General features: G+C 39.4%; 16 protein-coding genes and 2 pseudogenes. 5 read left to right on the top strand and 13 right to left on the bottom strand.

Annotated elements, in window-relative coordinates; genetic code table 11:
* Positions 1 to 102: 102 nt before the first annotated feature.
* Complete coding sequence (locus ACIROD_RS13520) at positions 103 to 1,590, top strand: aldehyde dehydrogenase family protein (protein WP_101224044.1); 1,488 nt, start codon at positions 103 to 105, stop codon at positions 1,588 to 1,590.
* A gap of 293 nt (positions 1,591 to 1,883) precedes the next feature.
* Positions 1,884 to 3,116 carry an aminopeptidase gene (locus tag ACIROD_RS13515; protein WP_402941529.1) on the top strand — a complete coding sequence of 411 codons (1,233 nt, stop codon included), beginning with the start codon at positions 1,884 to 1,886 and terminating at the stop codon, positions 3,114 to 3,116.
* 464 nt (positions 3,117 to 3,580) lie between these two features.
* Here the strand turns inward: ACIROD_RS13515 and ACIROD_RS13510 are convergent, their stop codons facing one another.
* On the bottom strand, positions 3,581 to 3,826 hold the full coding sequence (locus ACIROD_RS13510; RefSeq protein WP_402941526.1) for a hypothetical protein: 246 nt from the start codon (positions 3,824 to 3,826) through the stop codon (positions 3,581 to 3,583).
* A 681-nt stretch (positions 3,827 to 4,507) separates the two neighbouring features.
* Positions 4,508 to 4,735 (bottom strand): annotated as a pseudogene (locus ACIROD_RS13505) (class I SAM-dependent RNA methyltransferase); the annotation flags it as partial.
* A gap of 496 nt (positions 4,736 to 5,231) precedes the next feature.
* On the opposite strand from ACIROD_RS13505, the gene ACIROD_RS13500 reads away from it, so the two are divergent.
* Positions 5,232 to 5,399, top strand: a complete 168-nt coding sequence (locus tag ACIROD_RS13500) for a hypothetical protein (protein WP_164855016.1) — start codon at positions 5,232 to 5,234, stop codon at positions 5,397 to 5,399.
* 124 nt (positions 5,400 to 5,523) lie between these two features.
* Here the strand turns inward: ACIROD_RS13500 and cspC are convergent, their stop codons facing one another.
* On the bottom strand, positions 5,524 to 5,724 hold the full coding sequence (gene cspC / locus ACIROD_RS13495) for a cold shock protein CspC (RefSeq protein ID WP_034314312.1): 201 nt from the start codon (positions 5,722 to 5,724) through the stop codon (positions 5,524 to 5,526).
* 288 nt (positions 5,725 to 6,012) lie between these two features.
* Between cspC and ACIROD_RS13490 the strand changes: the two genes are divergently transcribed.
* The gene (locus tag ACIROD_RS13490; RefSeq protein WP_402941524.1) at positions 6,013 to 6,273 is read left to right on the top strand and encodes a hypothetical protein; all 261 of its coding nucleotides are present in this window, start codon (positions 6,013 to 6,015) and stop codon (positions 6,271 to 6,273) included.
* Positions 6,274 to 6,307: 34 nt separating this feature from the next.
* Here ACIROD_RS13490 and ACIROD_RS13485 read toward each other — a convergent pair.
* The 3 genes and pseudogenes from ACIROD_RS13485 to ACIROD_RS13475 form a co-directional block, all read right to left on the bottom strand.
* Positions 6,308 to 6,908 (bottom strand): annotated as a pseudogene (locus tag ACIROD_RS13485) (YdcF family protein).
* 93 nt (positions 6,909 to 7,001) lie between these two features.
* Positions 7,002 to 7,787, bottom strand: coding sequence for a serine hydrolase (locus tag ACIROD_RS13480; protein ID WP_402941521.1), 786 nt, complete (start codon positions 7,785 to 7,787; stop codon positions 7,002 to 7,004).
* 431 nt (positions 7,788 to 8,218) lie between these two features.
* A complete protein-coding gene (locus ACIROD_RS13475) occupies positions 8,219 to 8,386 on the bottom strand; it encodes a YezD family protein (protein ID WP_101224050.1) in 168 nt (55 codons plus the stop codon).
* A gap of 524 nt (positions 8,387 to 8,910) precedes the next feature.
* On the opposite strand from ACIROD_RS13475, the gene ACIROD_RS13470 reads away from it, so the two are divergent.
* The gene (locus ACIROD_RS13470) at positions 8,911 to 10,299 is read left to right on the top strand and encodes an amino acid permease (RefSeq protein ID WP_101224051.1); all 1,389 of its coding nucleotides are present in this window, start codon (positions 8,911 to 8,913) and stop codon (positions 10,297 to 10,299) included.
* A gap of 40 nt (positions 10,300 to 10,339) precedes the next feature.
* Here the strand turns inward: ACIROD_RS13470 and ACIROD_RS13465 are convergent, their stop codons facing one another.
* The 7 genes from ACIROD_RS13465 to cysT form a co-directional block, all read right to left on the bottom strand.
* Complete coding sequence (locus ACIROD_RS13465; protein WP_402941517.1) at positions 10,340 to 11,314, bottom strand: aldose 1-epimerase; 975 nt, start codon at positions 11,312 to 11,314, stop codon at positions 10,340 to 10,342.
* Positions 11,315 to 11,554: 240 nt separating this feature from the next.
* Positions 11,555 to 11,854, bottom strand: coding sequence for a YxcD family protein (locus ACIROD_RS13460; protein ID WP_076366987.1), 300 nt, complete (start codon positions 11,852 to 11,854; stop codon positions 11,555 to 11,557).
* Positions 11,842 to 12,276, bottom strand: a complete 435-nt coding sequence (locus ACIROD_RS13455; RefSeq protein ID WP_101224426.1) for a hypothetical protein — start codon at positions 12,274 to 12,276, stop codon at positions 11,842 to 11,844. The genes ACIROD_RS13460 and ACIROD_RS13455 overlap by 13 nt, the downstream gene beginning before the upstream one ends.
* Before the next feature lie 196 nt (positions 12,277 to 12,472).
* The gene (locus tag ACIROD_RS13450; protein ID WP_402941514.1) at positions 12,473 to 13,849 is read right to left on the bottom strand and encodes a C40 family peptidase; all 1,377 of its coding nucleotides are present in this window, start codon (positions 13,847 to 13,849) and stop codon (positions 12,473 to 12,475) included.
* 513 nt (positions 13,850 to 14,362) lie between these two features.
* Positions 14,363 to 15,427 carry a sulfate/molybdate ABC transporter ATP-binding protein gene (locus ACIROD_RS13445; RefSeq protein WP_101224053.1) on the bottom strand — a complete coding sequence of 355 codons (1,065 nt, stop codon included), beginning with the start codon at positions 15,425 to 15,427 and terminating at the stop codon, positions 14,363 to 14,365.
* 10 nt (positions 15,428 to 15,437) lie between these two features.
* Positions 15,438 to 16,322 (bottom strand): sulfate ABC transporter permease subunit CysW, encoded by an 885-nt coding sequence (gene cysW, locus ACIROD_RS13440; protein ID WP_101224054.1) that lies wholly within the window; start codon positions 16,320 to 16,322, stop codon positions 15,438 to 15,440.
* Positions 16,323 to 16,332: 10 nt separating this feature from the next.
* Positions 16,333 to 17,172 (bottom strand): sulfate ABC transporter permease subunit CysT, encoded by an 840-nt coding sequence (gene cysT, locus ACIROD_RS13435; protein WP_402941509.1) that lies wholly within the window; start codon positions 17,170 to 17,172, stop codon positions 16,333 to 16,335.
* Positions 17,173 to 17,175: the final 3 nt, after the last annotated feature.

Below are 17,175 nucleotides of genomic sequence, written 5' to 3'. Positions count from 1 at the left end.
TCTCTTTTTTTCATTTATCATAAAAATTGGCATAGATCATAGCGTTAACAATAAGTCATCATGTTTTGCCCAAGATAACCATTTTATTCAGGAGGGTAATTAATGACAAATCTAACGTTAGAAGTAAGTGGAAAGCTGCAAAAATTTTTAACAGGACCAAAAAAGCTCTATATTAATGGCCAGTTTGTAGAAAGTGCTTCAAAAAAAACCTTCTCCACTCCTAATCCTGCTACAGGACAAAAACTTGCCGATGTTTATGAAGCTGATAAAGAAGATATCGACTTAGCCGTCAAAGCTGCACGCAAAGCATTCGATGAAGGTCCTTGGTCAAGGATGAGCGCGGCTGCACGCAGTAGGCTTATGTATAAACTAGCCGATTTAATGGAAGAAAATAAAACTGAACTAGCTCAATTGGAAACGTTGGATAATGGGAAACCAATCAATGAAACGACCAATGCCGACATTCCTTTAGCGATAGAACATATGAGATATTTTGCTGGCTGGTCCACCAAGATTGTCGGGCAGACCATTCCGGTAAGCGGAAATTATTTTAACTACACAAAACACGAGGCTGTTGGTGTTGTCGGCCAAATCATCCCATGGAACTTTCCGCTTCTTATGGCGATGTGGAAACTGGGAGCGGCACTCGCTACAGGTTGTACAGTCATATTAAAGCCTGCTGAGCAAACACCGCTTTCCGCTCTTTACCTGGCTGAATTAATAGATGAAGCCGGTTTCCCTGATGGTGTCGTCAATATCGTTCCCGGTTTTGGTGAAACCGCCGGACAAGCACTTGTCGACCATCCGCAAGTAAATAAAATTGCATTTACCGGTTCGACCGAAGTTGGAAAATTGATCATGCGCTCCGCTTCATATTCATTGAAACGGGTAACATTGGAACTTGGAGGGAAATCGCCAAACATCATCCTGCCTGATGCTGATTTCTCGAAAGCCATCCCTGGAGCTTTGAATGGGGTCATGTTTAACCAAGGTCAGGTATGCTGTGCCGGTTCAAGGGTTTATATTCAAAAGAAACATTATGATAATGTTGTTGCCGATATGGCCAGCCATGCAAAAAACATCAAACAAGGGATAGGTCTGGATCCAAGTACACAAATTGGACCGCTTGTTTCAGAGGAGCAGCAAAATCGGGTAATGGGTTATATAGAAAAAGGGAAAAACGAGGGTGCGGAAGTTCTTGTCGGCGGAAATAAACCGGGTGAACAAGGCTACTTTGTTTCTCCTACTATATTCGCTGGTGTTGAAGAGGATATGACGATTGCCAAAGAAGAGATTTTCGGACCTGTCATAGCGGCAATGCCATTCGAGGATTTAGATGATGTCATTAACCGTGCAAATGCCAGTGAATATGGATTGGCTGCCGGCTTATGGACAAGCGATATAGCCAATGCCCATTATGTTGCAGGAAAACTCCGTGCCGGTACAGTATGGGTGAACTGTTATAACGCGTTCGACGCAGCTTCCCCTTTCGGCGGCTACAAACAATCCGGAATCGGACGTGAAATGGGTTCTTATGCACTGGACAACTATTCTGAAGTGAAAAGCGTCTGGATTAATTTGGGCAAGTGATTTTTTGACTATTAAGAAAGAGGGTCTCAAAGAGGCCCTCTTTCTTTCAGTCCAATGATCCACTGTACAGAACCCTTGAATTATTCAACTATTCAAACCTTTTCAATAGTCTTTCCTTCTTTAGTTTTGGTAAAATGCAAGATAGACAAAATAGCTGCTGGAGCCTGAGCGAACTTATGTTGCAAATGAACCCTTCGTATACTATTAATTTTTACATCAGAGTAAAAAGTTTCTTTTTTATATCACAATAAGTACAATTATAAATGTAGAAAATGGAAAAGGAGTTTTGAATGATGAGTGATTTTCAAACGAATTTAGAAAAATATGCAGAACTTGCCGTAAAAGTCGGCGTAAACATCCAACAAGATCAAACCCTGGTCGTAAATACAACATTAGAGGGCGCTGACCTTGTGCGTCTCATTGTAAAAAAGGCATATGAGAACGGTGCGCGCAATGTCATCGTTAATTGGAATGATGATATTGTTTCACGCACCAAATATGAACTGGCTCCGGATGAGGTGTTCCACGAATATCCAAAGTGGCGCGCAGAAGAAACGATCGAACTTGCAGAAAATGGAGCTGCCTATCTATCCGTCATCTCCTCCAGCCCTGACTTATTAAAAGGTGTAAAGCCTGAAAGGATTGCCAACTTCCAAAAAGCATCAGGGACGGCACTTAAGAAGTGGCGTCAGTATATGCAATCCGATAAAGTGAGCTGGTCCATAGTTGCCGTCCCTTCAAAGGCTTGGGCTGATAAAGTATTCCCTGAAGAAGCAGAAGGAAAACGTGTTGATCTGCTATGGGAAGCCATTTTCAAAGCAGTTCGTGTTGATGTTAAGGATCCTGTAGATGCCTGGAAAAAACACGATGATACCCTGCATGAAAAGGTTGATTACTTAAATGATAAGCATTACCAAAAATTGCATTACACGGCTCCTGGAACCGATTTGACTATCGAGTTACCCGACAAACATCTTTGGGTCGGGGCAGGAAGCGTTAACGTACAGGGTCATGAATTCATGGCTAATATGCCAACCGAAGAAGTGTTTACAGTTCCATTGAAAACAGGCGTTAACGGTACGGTTTCCAGTACGAAACCACTTAGTTACGGCGGAAACATCATCAATAATTTTTCCGTGACGTTTAAGGAAGGACGAATCATTGAAGTAAAAGCCGAAGAAGGGGAAGAAATCCTAAAGCAATTGGTTGAAACGGATGAAGGTTCACACTACCTTGGGGAAGTGGCACTTGTTCCATTCAACTCACCGATTTCCCAATCGAATGTTTTATTCTTCAATACATTATTCGATGAAAATGCATCAAACCATCTCGCTATCGGAAGCTCCTATGCTTTTTGCATTGAAGGCGGAAAAAACATGAGTCCAGAAGAGCTTGCAGAAAATGGACTCAATGAAAGCCTTACACATGTCGATTTCATGATTGGATCGGAGAAAATGAACATCGACGGCATCAAACAGGACGGCACTTTGGAACCTGTCTTCCGTAATGGGGATTGGGCGTTTTAAGAAGAGCTTTGATCTATTAGGGTTTTGAACGTCTAAAACCTTGAGTGTTCAACAGAAATGGTCACTATTCATCAGCCGCGTGTTTCTGCATACTAGGAAGCACGCAGCTATTGATATAACGTAATTTTGAATAGTTGTATAACCAATCCGCTTTGAAAATATTCTATATTACCAAGTCTAGGGTTAATACAACATTTATTAAAGCTAATATAAGTTTTGATATGTACTACCGCTACATTCAATTTCATTTGAATCGACAAGTCTTGAATAAATTGATCAAATGGTAATTTAATCGGATCAACTCCAGCTAGAAATTCACTAAGATAATGTTCCGCTTCCTACTTAACATTCCTGTATTAGTAAAATTGATAAAACCACCAATCTTAAAGACTGGTGGTTTTTGTGTATTTATAAAAAAGACAAAGTATTTTAAATCAAAAATACTTTGTCCCCCAATTAATATCCTAGAATAAACGGATGAACACGGCAACTCCGGTTCGCCCGAAGTCAAGGTTCAATACTTGTATAAATCTATTTCCAAGTAAACAACGTACAGCAGCTCTGTAGGAATCACCAGTCTCTAATCTTTCAGCACAAGGAGCAGCACTTCCAATCGTTGTAGCTTGTACAATTGTACGCTGAGCTAAAGGTATTAACGTAGCTCTTTCCCAAAGAATCGTAACTACATCAACAGATCTAGAACCAGACATATAATTCACCTCTTTTCATTGTTAATATATTTAATGCAATTTCATACAGCATGGTTCGTTCTTTTGTCATGCTACACACAAAAAAAGGCGTATTTATTATATGAATATTCAAGAAAAAATCTAGCAACTTATTCAAAAGGAAACGAGCGACAAAAAGGAAATCCAGGAACACTTTGAAATCCACCAAGTCGTCGAAGCCACTGCCCGATTGTCGAGCAATAATCTGAAGCCGAGCTGCGAATGAAACTTGGCAGTACATCTGTCAAAGGACTCTTAGTCGATTTCAGCAATAGCTTCCATTTAAGGAATTAACAGGAAGTATGTATTAATGATGGAAACTGATACAATTCATTTCGATAAAGGTTTTCGCCGATTGAATTTCATAGCCCTGATGATTTAATGGAGATTGTGGAGCGGATTAGTAAGAAGGTTTAGGTAATTAGGGGTTGTGAAAGAGAATGTGACGTTATCAAGATGTTTAACTTAGTGACCGCTTTTGAAACCCAAAAACATGCGTTATTAAAGGAGTTGTGACCAGCTTAGTGACCAAAAAATGACCGCTCCTGTAACGAAATAAATAATACTAAAAAATCGGTCTGAAAGTTCGTGATTTAAGGTTTCCATTCATTTAATACAAAAAGAAGTTCCAAAAATAAATGGAACTTCTTTTTTATATGAATTTTAAGGTCGTTTGAATAAGCCAATAAATTGAAAGTAATCAGTTCGTATAAACCTATTAAATAGCTTCCGTTTTTTCGTAGCCAATTTGCTCTATGATCTTTCAAAATCTGGATGGGACGTAATCAAATAAACGGTCCAATTATCAAGCTTAACGAAAGCTTGACCCATTTCTTTATACATTTGCTCTACCGCTTTCTGCTCCCCAATCCGCTCACCATATGGAGGATTCTCACCAGATTATTTCTTTTCCAATTGCTTCTTATTTATACTATGGCTTTGGATAAACAAAAGGGAATACAAATAAGCCTCCCTCTAAGATTGGAAGAGGCTTATTCTAAGGGAATTTTATTAACTGTTTAGGCTTATTATAACTGTACTTTCTCTGGTAACACAGTGGTCACATGCGATCACAAAAAGTAGTTTTTCCTACTTTTTCTATTTTTATCCTTTTAATCTTCGGAACCTGTCTTCCGTAATGGGGATTGGGCGTTTTAATTAACTGACATTCTTGAAAGCCTTCTAATTCATAGCCACGTGATTCCCCTGTATTACTTTAAGAACATGTGGCTGTTTTTTTCATTCACATTTAAAAAAACACCATTAGGCTTTTAGCTTTTGTCCAGTAAACTGAATGACATGGCATGCCTCTTTATATCATTGGAATATCTTGAACACATCTTTCATTGCCAAATATGTTATACTATTATTAAAGAGGGTGGCTAAATTGAAAAGCAATAAGTATAATACTGGTGAAACAGTAACTATTCAGGATACTAATGAATCAGTAACCATTAATAAATGGGCATATGTAAAAAACATGAAAAGATATTCTTATACTGTTAAAGAACATCCGACTACTTTTTTCTTTGAAGAAGAATTAAAAAAAGCTTAATGACAAGTCACTAAAAACCTACTCAGTCAGAGTGGGATTTTTTTTGCTTTCATTTTATAGCACAATAAAAAACAGACTCCCATCGAGGAAGTCTGTTCATATAGGTTACGATTTAATTTTAAAATTAAGCTTTTTGAACGTTAGCAGCTTGAGCTCCACGTGCACCTTGCTCAACTTCGAAAGTTACTTTTTGACCTTCGTCTAAAGATTTGAAGCCTTCGCTTTGGATAGCTGAGAAATGTACGAATACATCGTCTCCGTTTTCGCGTTCGATAAATCCAAAACCTTTTTCTGCATTAAACCATTTAACTGTACCTTGTTCCATTGTTGTTGCCTCCTAGTGCATAACACACATTGTATTACTATTTTTAATCATTTGGAAAATAACGAGTATCCTCTTCCACAACCAAAAACAATTCTTTATTAGATTAACATGAATTGATGCAGATAGCAAATTATACAGTGATATTTTAAGTTGGCTTCACATTCTTTTTGCCTTCCTATTTTCTTTATTTATCCAATTTAATGATTCAGATAATAATTAATGGGTATATCAGAGTAATAACAAACCGTACGATTTTCACTTTAAGAATTACAACAAGGAGGTCACTCAATGAAATATTACAAAGTTTCTAATAGCGGTTTTGACATTAAGGTTATTGTAGCCTATAGCGGGTATGAGGCACTCGGATATTATTTAATGGAAATCGATGATCAACTTGGTTTTGTTGATGATATAGATGTGGAAGAAGTGGATGCTGATGAACGAGTCGAGATTTCCTATACCGGGTATCCCGTTTATAAAACACTTAAGGAGCTATATCAAGAGAAAGATTTTTGGGAAGTGCCTAATGTTGTCGTGGAAGTCGAATAATGAAGGCACCCCACATCTTTAAAAGAATTCCAATTTACCTCCCAATTAAACCGGTCATATAGTATTTGGTAATTGCCAGATATTCACGGGTATATGATTTCAATAGTGACACTTTTGGTGTCTTTGCCGGCAATCCCTTCATGTCCAAGCCTTCTCTTTTTGCTATTTCCTGCCCGGTAGATATGAAAGTCATTACTAACGATCAATCCTGAAGCTGCTGTATCTGGAATGAGTTCTTTTGAGAAAACAATATTTTCGTGAGTTGTTGTAAATTTGTCTTCCATCATGATGCGTGCTTCTTCAATTCCCTGGGCGATTAGTCCCTGTTGCATGGCTTTTGCTTCCGATATTTCTTCTCCCGGCCCTTTGCCGCCAGATACAATGGCCACTGTCTGTTTATTAGCCGATAAATACTCTGCAGCTTTATCAATCCTGTATTGTAAGGATAATGATGGCACCGAACCCTTGACCCTTGCTCCAAGAATAATGAGATAATCGGCATTTCCCGGAATTTGCTGGTGAATGGTACCTTGAATTTTCATGTGCAAAAAACCAAAATACTCCAGTACTGCAATAACGCTAATTACACAAAATTTCTTTAAAGTTTTTCCCCGTTTTTTTCTTTCCTTATATATCTTGCTTTCCCACTGACTCCCTCATAAATAAGATCGAAGAGCGGGAAATCATGAAGGACTTCCCGCTCTCCCAAAAATATTGAATTCAACAGCTTATTCTGTAACCATGTTATCATATATCAATTTTCCAATTTTACTGATTACTTGACGGCTTTCTTCCTCTGATTTCATATCTTCAGTAAGAACTGCAGCATAAACAGTTTGTGTTTCTGACCGAATGATTGCGCAATCATGGGCAACTCCTCGAATTCCGCCCGTTTTGCTTGCGACCTTGACCCCTCTGCCCATCAGTGATGGAAGTTTATCCCTTAATTGCTGATTGTCAAGTACACGCAAGATTCTTTCCTGGCTTTCTTTCGTTAGAAAGTTGCCTGTATGTATGGCTTTTAAGCAGGTGATCGTATCTTCCGCCGATATGGTATTGTCGCGCCCTTCTTTTAGTGCCTTAAAATCCTGCATTTTTCGTTCGAGGACAGTATTTTTCAAACCAAGTTCCTTGATGCATTGATTGATTTCCTCAAAGCCTAGCAGGTTCATCATCATATTCGTGGATGTATTGTCGGAAACGGTTATCATCAATGTCAATAAATCCTCTACGGTTAAAAATACCTTGTTCGATAAGACATGCAGCACCCCGGATCCCCCAGTCACTTCATTAGGCGGGATGGTCACTGGTTGGTTCAAATAGATTTTCTTTTGTTCACTTTGACGATAACCTTCGATGATCATTGGTATTTTGATTAAACTCGCTGATTGAAAGGATTCATTCTCATGATATCCAATCGTGTCCCCAAGACCATTTTCAATTTTATATGCGATTCTCCCATTAAATGTTTCAACTAATGCCAAGATATCATGTTCTATAGTCTGTAAGGTCATCTATCCCTGTTCCTCCCTTATATATCATATAATCCCTATAAAAATCCTTATACCCTAACTTATTCTACCATGTTAAAAGCAGTACAATCTTCTTATAAATTCCAAATCGAATGATTTTTTGTATAAAAAAAGAGCCTTCATATCGAAAGCTCCGAGTTTATTGACAAAAGGGGGTCCGTCTGAATTTTTAAACTAGTTGATTGGAACGGAGGGTGCGAGACTCCTGCGGGAAAAGCGCGTCCAAGGGAGACCCCACAGGCGCCAAGAGCGCCGAGGAGGCTCCCGGACCGCCCGAGGAAAGCGAGTGCCTGGAGAGGAAATCAACGATCATATTTTACACTCCCTCAAAAAAACGTAGGCAATCTTATTATTATCGATTTTGTCTACAGTTTAAGAGCCTTCATATCGAAAGCTCCCTCAATAACCATTATTCATCTGGCATTAACTGCCCGGCTCTTCGCTAATGGGAATCGTTTCTTCTCGGTTGTATCCACCTGTGTGATTTTACCATCATGTACGGTTATTAAAACTGATCCATATTGCAGATCTTCCAAGCTTGAAATGATATGCCTGATTTTCATTTCTTCTTTCTTTTCCATAATATCTCTCCCCTTCACTACTGGTAATAAAGCTTCGTTTCATGCCTAATGTTAAAAGTGATCCCATGAAAAACGCAGGTGCTTCCCACTTTCAATGTTTTCTTGAGGAACTTGGTTTACCTATCATATCCTCATCACTTTACTTTCCGAATAAGAATAACCAGTTAATAGGAACTCCATATTCCCCTCCCTTCACTATAAAAAATAAAAGGCACCCGCCATCTAACAGATTAGATGTAAGGGTGCCTTTAGTTGACTAATCGGCAATATTCGGGAGTTGCTTATGTTATAGAAAAATAAAATTCAAGCAACAAACCATATTATTCTTACCAATTAACTTGGTATTTACTAATATAATCCAATTTTCTCCTATTGTCAATAATACTTTTAAATTTTCTGATTAGTCTGCGTTTTACATTTTACTTATTTACCACTTTACCAAACTAAACTATTTGAGATATACTATTTTAGTATAAGTTGTCGGTATAAACACACACTTTGTATATAAGAAAGGTTCGATATAAATGGTAAATAAAAAATGGGGTTTATTGATTTTGACCACTTTCGTAATTGGAAATATGGTCGGCGGCGGAATTTTCATGCTCCCTGCTCAATTAGCACAGGTATCCAGTCCATTAGGGGCCACATTGGCATGGATTGTTACTGGACTGGGAGTTTTTCTAATAGCTTTGGTGTTTGGTAACCTGGCAGTCCGAAAACCGGATTTGAAGGCTGGACCACAAAGTTATGCTCAATCATTATTTAAATCTCCTGCTAAAGGAAGGGTTTCAGGGTATAGCATGGCTTGGGGCTATTGGGCTGCGAATTGGGCTGCGACAGCTTCTGTCATCATTTCATTTGCTGGTTACCTATCAACGTTTTTCCCGGTGATGCATAGTACGAAAGTGATTTATACTGCAGGTTCGTTTCAACTTGAACTAGGTAAAGCATTAACGTTTGCGGTATGTTCCATTGCCCTTTGGGGGATTCAGGCAATCTTGGTAAGAAGTTTTAACAGTGCTGGGAAAATGAATCTTTTTGCTACAGTTACCAAAGTGCTTGGATTCTTATTTTTCATCATTATCACGATATTCATCTTCGATACTTCCAATCTAGGAAACGGAGCTGAATTTTATGATAAGGCAGGTTCAGCCGTCTCTTTAGGTGATCAAGTGAATGCTGCTGCAATTTCAACATTATGGGCCTTCATCGGTATCGAAGCTGCCGTCATGCTTTCAAACCGTGCCAAGTCACAAAATGATGTAAAGAAAGCGACGATTTTTGGTTTACTCATCGCTGTTGCCATTTATATCGGCATTACTTTATTGACGATGGGTGCCATATCACAAGACGAGTTGAAAATATCACAAAAACCGCTTGTTGACGCACTACAAGCAGTAGTTGGTTCAAGCGGCACGTATTTAATGGCTGCTCTTGCCGTCATTTCCTTATTGGGATCGACAATCGGATGGATTGTCGTTGCCTCAGAAGTTCCTTACCAGGCAGCGAAATCGGATTTGTTTCCAGCTTACTTTGCGAAAGCGAACAAAAATGGCACACCCGTCCGTTCTATGACAATAACAAATATCATGACACAGATATTCTTATTCTCCACTATTTCGGGTACGATTTTGGAGGCTTATAAATTTTCGATGATCGTCGCTACACTCGCTTACTTGATCCCGTATCTTGCATCCGTTTTGTATCAATTGAAACTGGTCATGACTGGGGAAACCTATGACATCATGAAAGGCTCAAGGGTACGTGATGGAATTATCACCATCCTGGCTTTAATCTACTCGATCTGGGTCATCAAGACAGGTACAGCCGATATGAATACATTCATACTTGGCATTGCCTTATATGTATTCGGAATCGTCCTATACCCACTCTGGATGAGAAAAAAAGCATAACCTTAAACACCTTGGCATTAATAAGTGCCAAGGTGTTTTTTTATATATCCTTTATTGCCAATCTAGTTCTCAGCTGAACCGTATCACCTGATTTTAGCTCCCTCAATCCAGTCAATTTTGCTGACAAATCCAAATTAGGAGCATTCGTTACCCATGTATATGGTTCAGGACAGGCGAACCCCTCCTGGTTGAATAATACCCAAAACTTAAAGTGTTGATCAGCATGATAGATGACCTGTATGCCTGCCTCTTGGTCAGTGAGAATGCACTCGTTCTCGAGGGCTCTTTCCTCATCATAGCCAAATAGGTCATCAAACAGCCGGCCCTCCAAGCTAAAGCCGTTTTGGATTTCCAGTGTATCGGCCGTTTCATGAATTGCACCAGTGGGCAATGACCTTTCATTCAACTCCCAATGTTTATTGACGGGAAGGGATATTCTGCAATCCTCTAATTTCCCCCCTGGTCCAAATGGAAAATTGAATACTGTATGATAACCTGCCCCCCACGGAAAGGGATCATTGCCCTTGTTGGTGATTTCCAATTGTATATCCAATGATTCATCCCTTAAAATTAAAGACATATTCACAGTGATATCTTGTGGAAAGCTATCTTTTAAATCAAACTCACTGCTTGAAAATTCAGTATTAATGACAATTTCTTTCCCGTTCACTTCCTTTTTGCAGACTTTCCAAGGCTTGTCATGTAAAAAACCATGTATATGATTAAATTTTTCCGTTTCATTGACCGGAAACCTATACACAATCCCCTTATATGTAAATTGACCAGCTTCAATTCGATTAGGAGGAAACAAGATAGGCATTCCGTATAAAATGGGAGCCTTTTTATACTCTTCCAGACTAACCGGAGTTCGCAGCACCTCAATATCCTTTTGCTTGTACTTAAACGAAAGCAGATTGCTTCCTAAAGATGGCGCAAGTATCGCTTCCACTTTTTCATTGCCGAACTTTATGGCCTTTTCATTTAAAAAAGTGATATCTTCCATGTAACCTGTCACTTATTCTCCTCCTTTGACTTGAACATATATCCATCCTACTTCCGCAGACCATTTTTTGCAACAAATGGAAAATATAATTCATTATAATCTATCTGTGTTTAAAATATGTGTTGGCAATCTAGCATTATGCTTTGTTTGCTTTACTATTTTTCTATTTCTCTATTATCTTTTTCCCTCACATCGATCAAGTTGTACCTTATTAAATAAAAAAAGGATGCCGTTACGGCATCCTTTTTTTATTTATCTATTACTTTCACTTACTAAAGCCACTATGCCTTCTTCATCATCCAAAACAAGTTCAATACCCGAGTATGGATCTTTATTCATATATTCATCCAGCCATAAGCGAAGCGCTTCTATCAAGTTGATGGTAATTAACACTTGTTTTCGGCCATCGACAAACGCTTCCGCCGAAAAGCCATAATCATCATCATACATTAACTCCACTTCCACCTCATTGGGCTGTACCTGCTTTTTACGGGCAATGTAAACACAAACCGCATTGATGATATCTTGTTCGGATATCTTTAGCCTCTCCATGGGTTTGTATCCTCTTTCTTCTTCTTATCTTTGAAATACGTGAATATTTTACGGATTACAACGATTAATACCACAACCGCCAACACGTTGATTAATAGACCAAGTATAGAACCAAGCATTCCCATATTGGCGAATAGGCTTCCAAAAAGTAAACCTGCCAATCCACCTAGCATAATTCCTTTCATTAAGCCGCCTTTTGTGAATGTGTTTCCACTCTTAGCTTTATTAGTAGTAGTAGCATCTGACTTCTTCGTTTCTTTATTTTGGAAATTCGAATTATTATTGTTGTTGCTGTTAAAGCTTCTTTTTCCTGACTTGTAACCCCTTGCATCGACTGATTCCGTATGATCCTGGAATACATAAGTGCCGACTGGCGAGAATGCTAGTGTAATTGTAAGTAATGCAGCCATAAATTTTTTCATCATGTTTTTTTGCCTCCGTTTATAGTATGGAATGATGTTTCTTTATATGTTTTCCCAGAGTTACTGAAGTCCACATCACCTATCCTTATTTTATCTTATAGTATTTACGTTGAATTTCAAAATAAGTTTCATTTTTTTCGTTTTTTTTTCAAAAAAAATAAGCAGGGGCATTTTCTCCCCTGCTATTATAGAACTATTAGTTTACACGAACGACACGGCCGTTGAATACACCTGCCCAATATCCGCTTTCCATACTGGCGATTGCAACACCTGTTGAACTTTGGGAACCGATAAATTTGCCGCCGCCGACATAAATACCGACATGTCCATCAGTTTTATAGGTATTGAAGAACACTAAATCTCCAGGTTGTATTTGACTCTTAGATACTTGACGTCCTGCACCTTTCAATGCATCCGTACTTGCTGGAAGGTTCACACCAGCTTGTTTATAAGCCCATGCAACGAATCCTGAACAATCGAAAAGACCGTTAGCAATATCGGATGCCGTTCTTCCGCCACCAAATTTATATGTGGAGTTACCGATATATTTATAACCTGCTGTAATGGCAGAGCCTGTATTTGCACTGCTTGGTTTGCTTGATGTTTCAGTTTTACTGGCTGCAGGTTTTGCAGCAGAACTGTTTTCAGATGAATTTGAAGATGATTCACCTTTAGATGAGCTTTTTGCCGAAACTTCGCCTTTAGAAGAACTTGTTGATTCTTCCCTAGAAGAGCTTGATGATCCTTCACTGGAAGAATTTGAAGAACTCACTTCTTCAGCAGCACGGTCAAGATCTGCTTTCTCTGCTGCTTTACGTTCTTCCTCTTTTTTGATATTTTCACGGATGGATGCTATTTGTGCTTCTAAACCGGCATCTTTATTCTCTAAAGATTGTTTTAGTGCTTCTGTTTCCGATTCCTTCTTTACAATCTTAGCCTTCATGTTGACAGTTTCAGCTTTTTGATCTTTAATTTGGGATTGCATGCCTTTAAGCTCTACTTCCATATCCTTAAGGCTTTGCAATTTTTTCTCAACGGTCGCTTGTTTTTTCTCTAAGTCAGCTTTATCCGCTTCCTGCTCGCTAAGAATCTGTTGGTCAGCTTCCACGATAGTGGCTACCGCTCCAACACGATTAACGAATTCACCAAAGCTTTTAGAGCCTAAAACAACTTCTAGGTACTCAACGTCCCCGCCGCTCTCTTGGAATGAAAGCGCGCGCTCTTTCAAGACTTCCTCGCGTTTTGCGATTCTTTCTTCCAACGCTTTAATTTCTTTCTTTAAAGATTCTATGTCTTTTTCGGTGTCTTTAATTTCTTGTTTAGTATCTTTGATTTTTTGATCATTTTCTTTCATTGCCGATTCGATCTGGGCAATTTGGGAATTCATTTTCGATTGTTCTTTTTTCAATTGTTGAATAACTTGTTCTGCCTCTGAAATATCTGATTGTATTCCTGTGCGTTGCGATTGAATATCCGTGATAGATTCAGCTTTTACAGACGGTATGGCAAAAGCGCTTCCTAATCCAAGCATAATTGTCGTGTTCAATACGATAAGTTTTTTCTTCAAACTCATTTCCCCTGCTTTCCTCCCCTTGCATTTCCATCGACCCACTTCTTTTTCTCTATGAAAAATGATTAGTCAAAATAAATTGCTGGGAACTCTTCTCTATTTTTTTTACTCTTTATGTAATCTTCTAAGGTTGAGATAATATTAAATACATTTCTTAAACTCTACTATGTTTTCACCTAAGTCGTAGTATATCATCAGATTTTGTCAAATGCGTAATAACAATATTACAATTATATTTCAATTTTAACATTAAACATAAAAATTCGACTTTTCCACGAGATAAAACATCCAATATCTTACATAATCACCTTCGTATTCTGATGCAAGACTTTCTATCTAGTGTTTAGCACCAAGGGACCATAGACTATTGGCAGGCAAAAACTCACCAACTGTGAATGCACGGTAGCCCTTTTGGAACAGATTGCAGCTCATTTACCCTTCATACGGGAAGGGCTGCTAGCATTCACCAAAAAAAACCGCTCATCAGCGGTTTTTCCGTCAAGATTCGACCCATCCTTAAATTCCAGCCATAAAGTCGACAAATACTTTCAATTCTTTCGGTCGGACGAATACCCTTTCTCCTTTGCTTATTTCCAGATTCATATATTGTTCTTTCGTCAGTTCGATTTCCAGCGGTTCGTTTGTATCCTGACGAATGACTTCTATCCGGACGATGGGGCCAATTGTATGAATGTGGTCAATTATGGATGCGATCGAATCCTTTTCCGTTGGTTCTCTTTCCATGATAAAGTTATGCGCCCTTACATAACCAGTTCCCGCTCCATCTTCACTGTCCGGGGCATTCATTTCCACATTCCCAGTTACCAATTTCCCTTGGTGAACGTTGCCCTTGAAAAGATTGACACTGCCAAGAAAATCATAAACGAATGGATTTTCCGGGTGATCATAAACTTCTTCGGGAGTTCCAATCTGTTCAATTTTCCCTTCATTCATGATAACGACCCGATCAGCAACATCCATCGCCTCTTCCTGATCATGCGTCACGAATACACTTGTAACATTGAATTCATCATGAAGTCTTCTTAGCCAACGCCGAAGTTCTTTGCGAACCTTGGCATCCAATGCCCCGAATGGTTCATCAAGCAAGAGGATATTCGGTTCAACGGCAAGTGCCCTTGCCAAAGCGACACGCTGGCGCTGGCCGCCTGATAATTGCGATGGATAACGATCTTTATATCCTTCCAGCTTGACGAGTTGAAGCAATTCGGTAACCTTTTGTGCAATAACTTCTTTACTCGGCCTTATTTTTCTAGGTCGGACCTTTAATCCATAGGCAATATTATCAAAAATGGTCATATTGCGAAAAAGGGCATAATGCTGAAAGACGAAACCCACATTTCGATCTTTTACATGTTTATGCGTGTAATTCTCTTCATTAAAAAGGATCTTTCCGTTCTCAGCCTGTTCAAGACCCGCGATGATACGCAGTAATGACGTTTTTCCCGATCCTGAAGGGCCAAGCAGGGCTACAAGTTCACCGCTCTTTATTTCCAGATCGATGTTCCGGAGTGCTTGATAGGACCCGTAATATTTTGTAACATTTTCAATGATGATACTCATTTCATTCCTCCTATCTCGCTTTGGTTGATTTAAAGTCAGTTTTCCACTCTATGAAGCTCTTAATGATCAAGGTTATGATTGCAAAAATGGACATCAGGGATGCAACGGCAAAAGCGGCCGAAAATTGATATTCATTGTATAAGATTTCAATATGTAGCGGCATCGTATTGGTCATGCCACGTATATGGCCCGATACGACCGATACAGCTCCAAACTCCCCGATTATCCTTGCATTGCAAAGGATGACCCCATATAGAAGTCCCCATTTTATATTGGGAAGCGTCACATACCAAAATGTCTTAAACCCTCCCGCACCCAGCGTGAGTGATGCCTCTTCTTCAGACGTCCCCTGGTTTTGCATGAGCGGGATCAATTCGCGCGCAATGAATGGGAAGGTAATGAAAATGGAGGCAATGACAATCCCTGGTATTGAAAAGATCACTTTAATGTCAAGAGATTGCAGCAGTGGACCAAGTGTTCCATGCAAGCCGAACAGAAGGACAAAAATCAACCCGGCAATGACGGGTGAAACGGAAAAAGGCAAATCTATCAATGTTATTAAGAAGTTTTTTCCCTTGAAATCATATTTTGTTATGGTCCAAGCGGCAACCACTCCAAATATGGCATTGAGTGGCAAGGTGATGAGGACAACGATCAATGTTAACTTAATCGCAGCCACGGCATCAGGGTGGACAATGGCCGCAAAATAAGCTTCGGCACCTTTTTCAAAGGCTTTTACAAAGATCGCGATTAATGGGACGACTAAAAACAAAGTGAGAAATAGCAATACAATGGATATGAGGATCCACTGTATGGATTTAGGCTCTTTAGTTGCGTTTCTCGTAGTAATGACTGGGTGATTCGCTTTTGCAACAACTGAATTATCCTGTTCCATCATATCCCTCCTACTTCCCTGAATATCTTTTGCTGGTCCACCATTGTAAGACATTGATGGTGAATAAGATTATAAATGTAATAATGAGCATGACGGCTGCAACAGCTGTTGCACCTTCATAATCATACTGTTCAAGCTTTGTCATGATGATCAGCGGGGAAATCTCCGTTTTAAACGGCATATTTCCGGCAATGAAGACAACTGACCCATACTCTCCAAGTGCCCTCGCAAAAGAAAGTGCAAAACCCGTCAATATCGCTGGAATCAATTCCGGGAAGATAATTTTAATGAATGTCTGCATTCGATTCGCCCCTAAAGAGGCAGATGCTTCCTCCATCCCTTTTTCGATATTTTCAAGCACCGGTTGAACCATCCGCACCACGAATGGAAGACCGATAAATATTAGGGCGATGATGATCCCTGCGGGAGTGAAAGCGACCTTAAAGCTGAAAAATTGCCCGATCCATCCGTTCGGTGAATACAAGGTGGTCAACGTAATCCCTGCCACGGCAGTCGGGAGGGCAAAAGGCAAATCAACCAGTCCATCGATGATCCGTTTGCCGGGAAACTCATAACGAGTAAGCACCCAGGCAATTAACACACCAAAAACTGCGTTCACAAAGGCCGCAGTTAACGCTGTCATGAAACTCAATTTATAAGAAGCGAGAACCCTTGGTTCAGTTATGGTCGCCCAAAAATCCTGGAACCCCATTGAAAATGTGTTTAGAAAAACCATCGATAACGGGATCAAAACGATGATGGAGAGATACAGCAGCGTAAAACCCATCGTCAATCCAAAACCGGGTATGGTCCTCTTTTTCGTCTGTTTACCTTCAGTCACTATATTCATCGC

Origin of the sequence: Peribacillus sp. NPDC101481, assembly GCF_044767165.1 — a bacterium.
Classification (GTDB): domain Bacteria; phylum Bacillota; class Bacilli; order Bacillales; family DSM-1321; genus Peribacillus.
The sequence above is the reverse complement of the archived record's forward strand: the minus strand, read 5'-3'. Positions and strand labels throughout refer to the sequence as shown.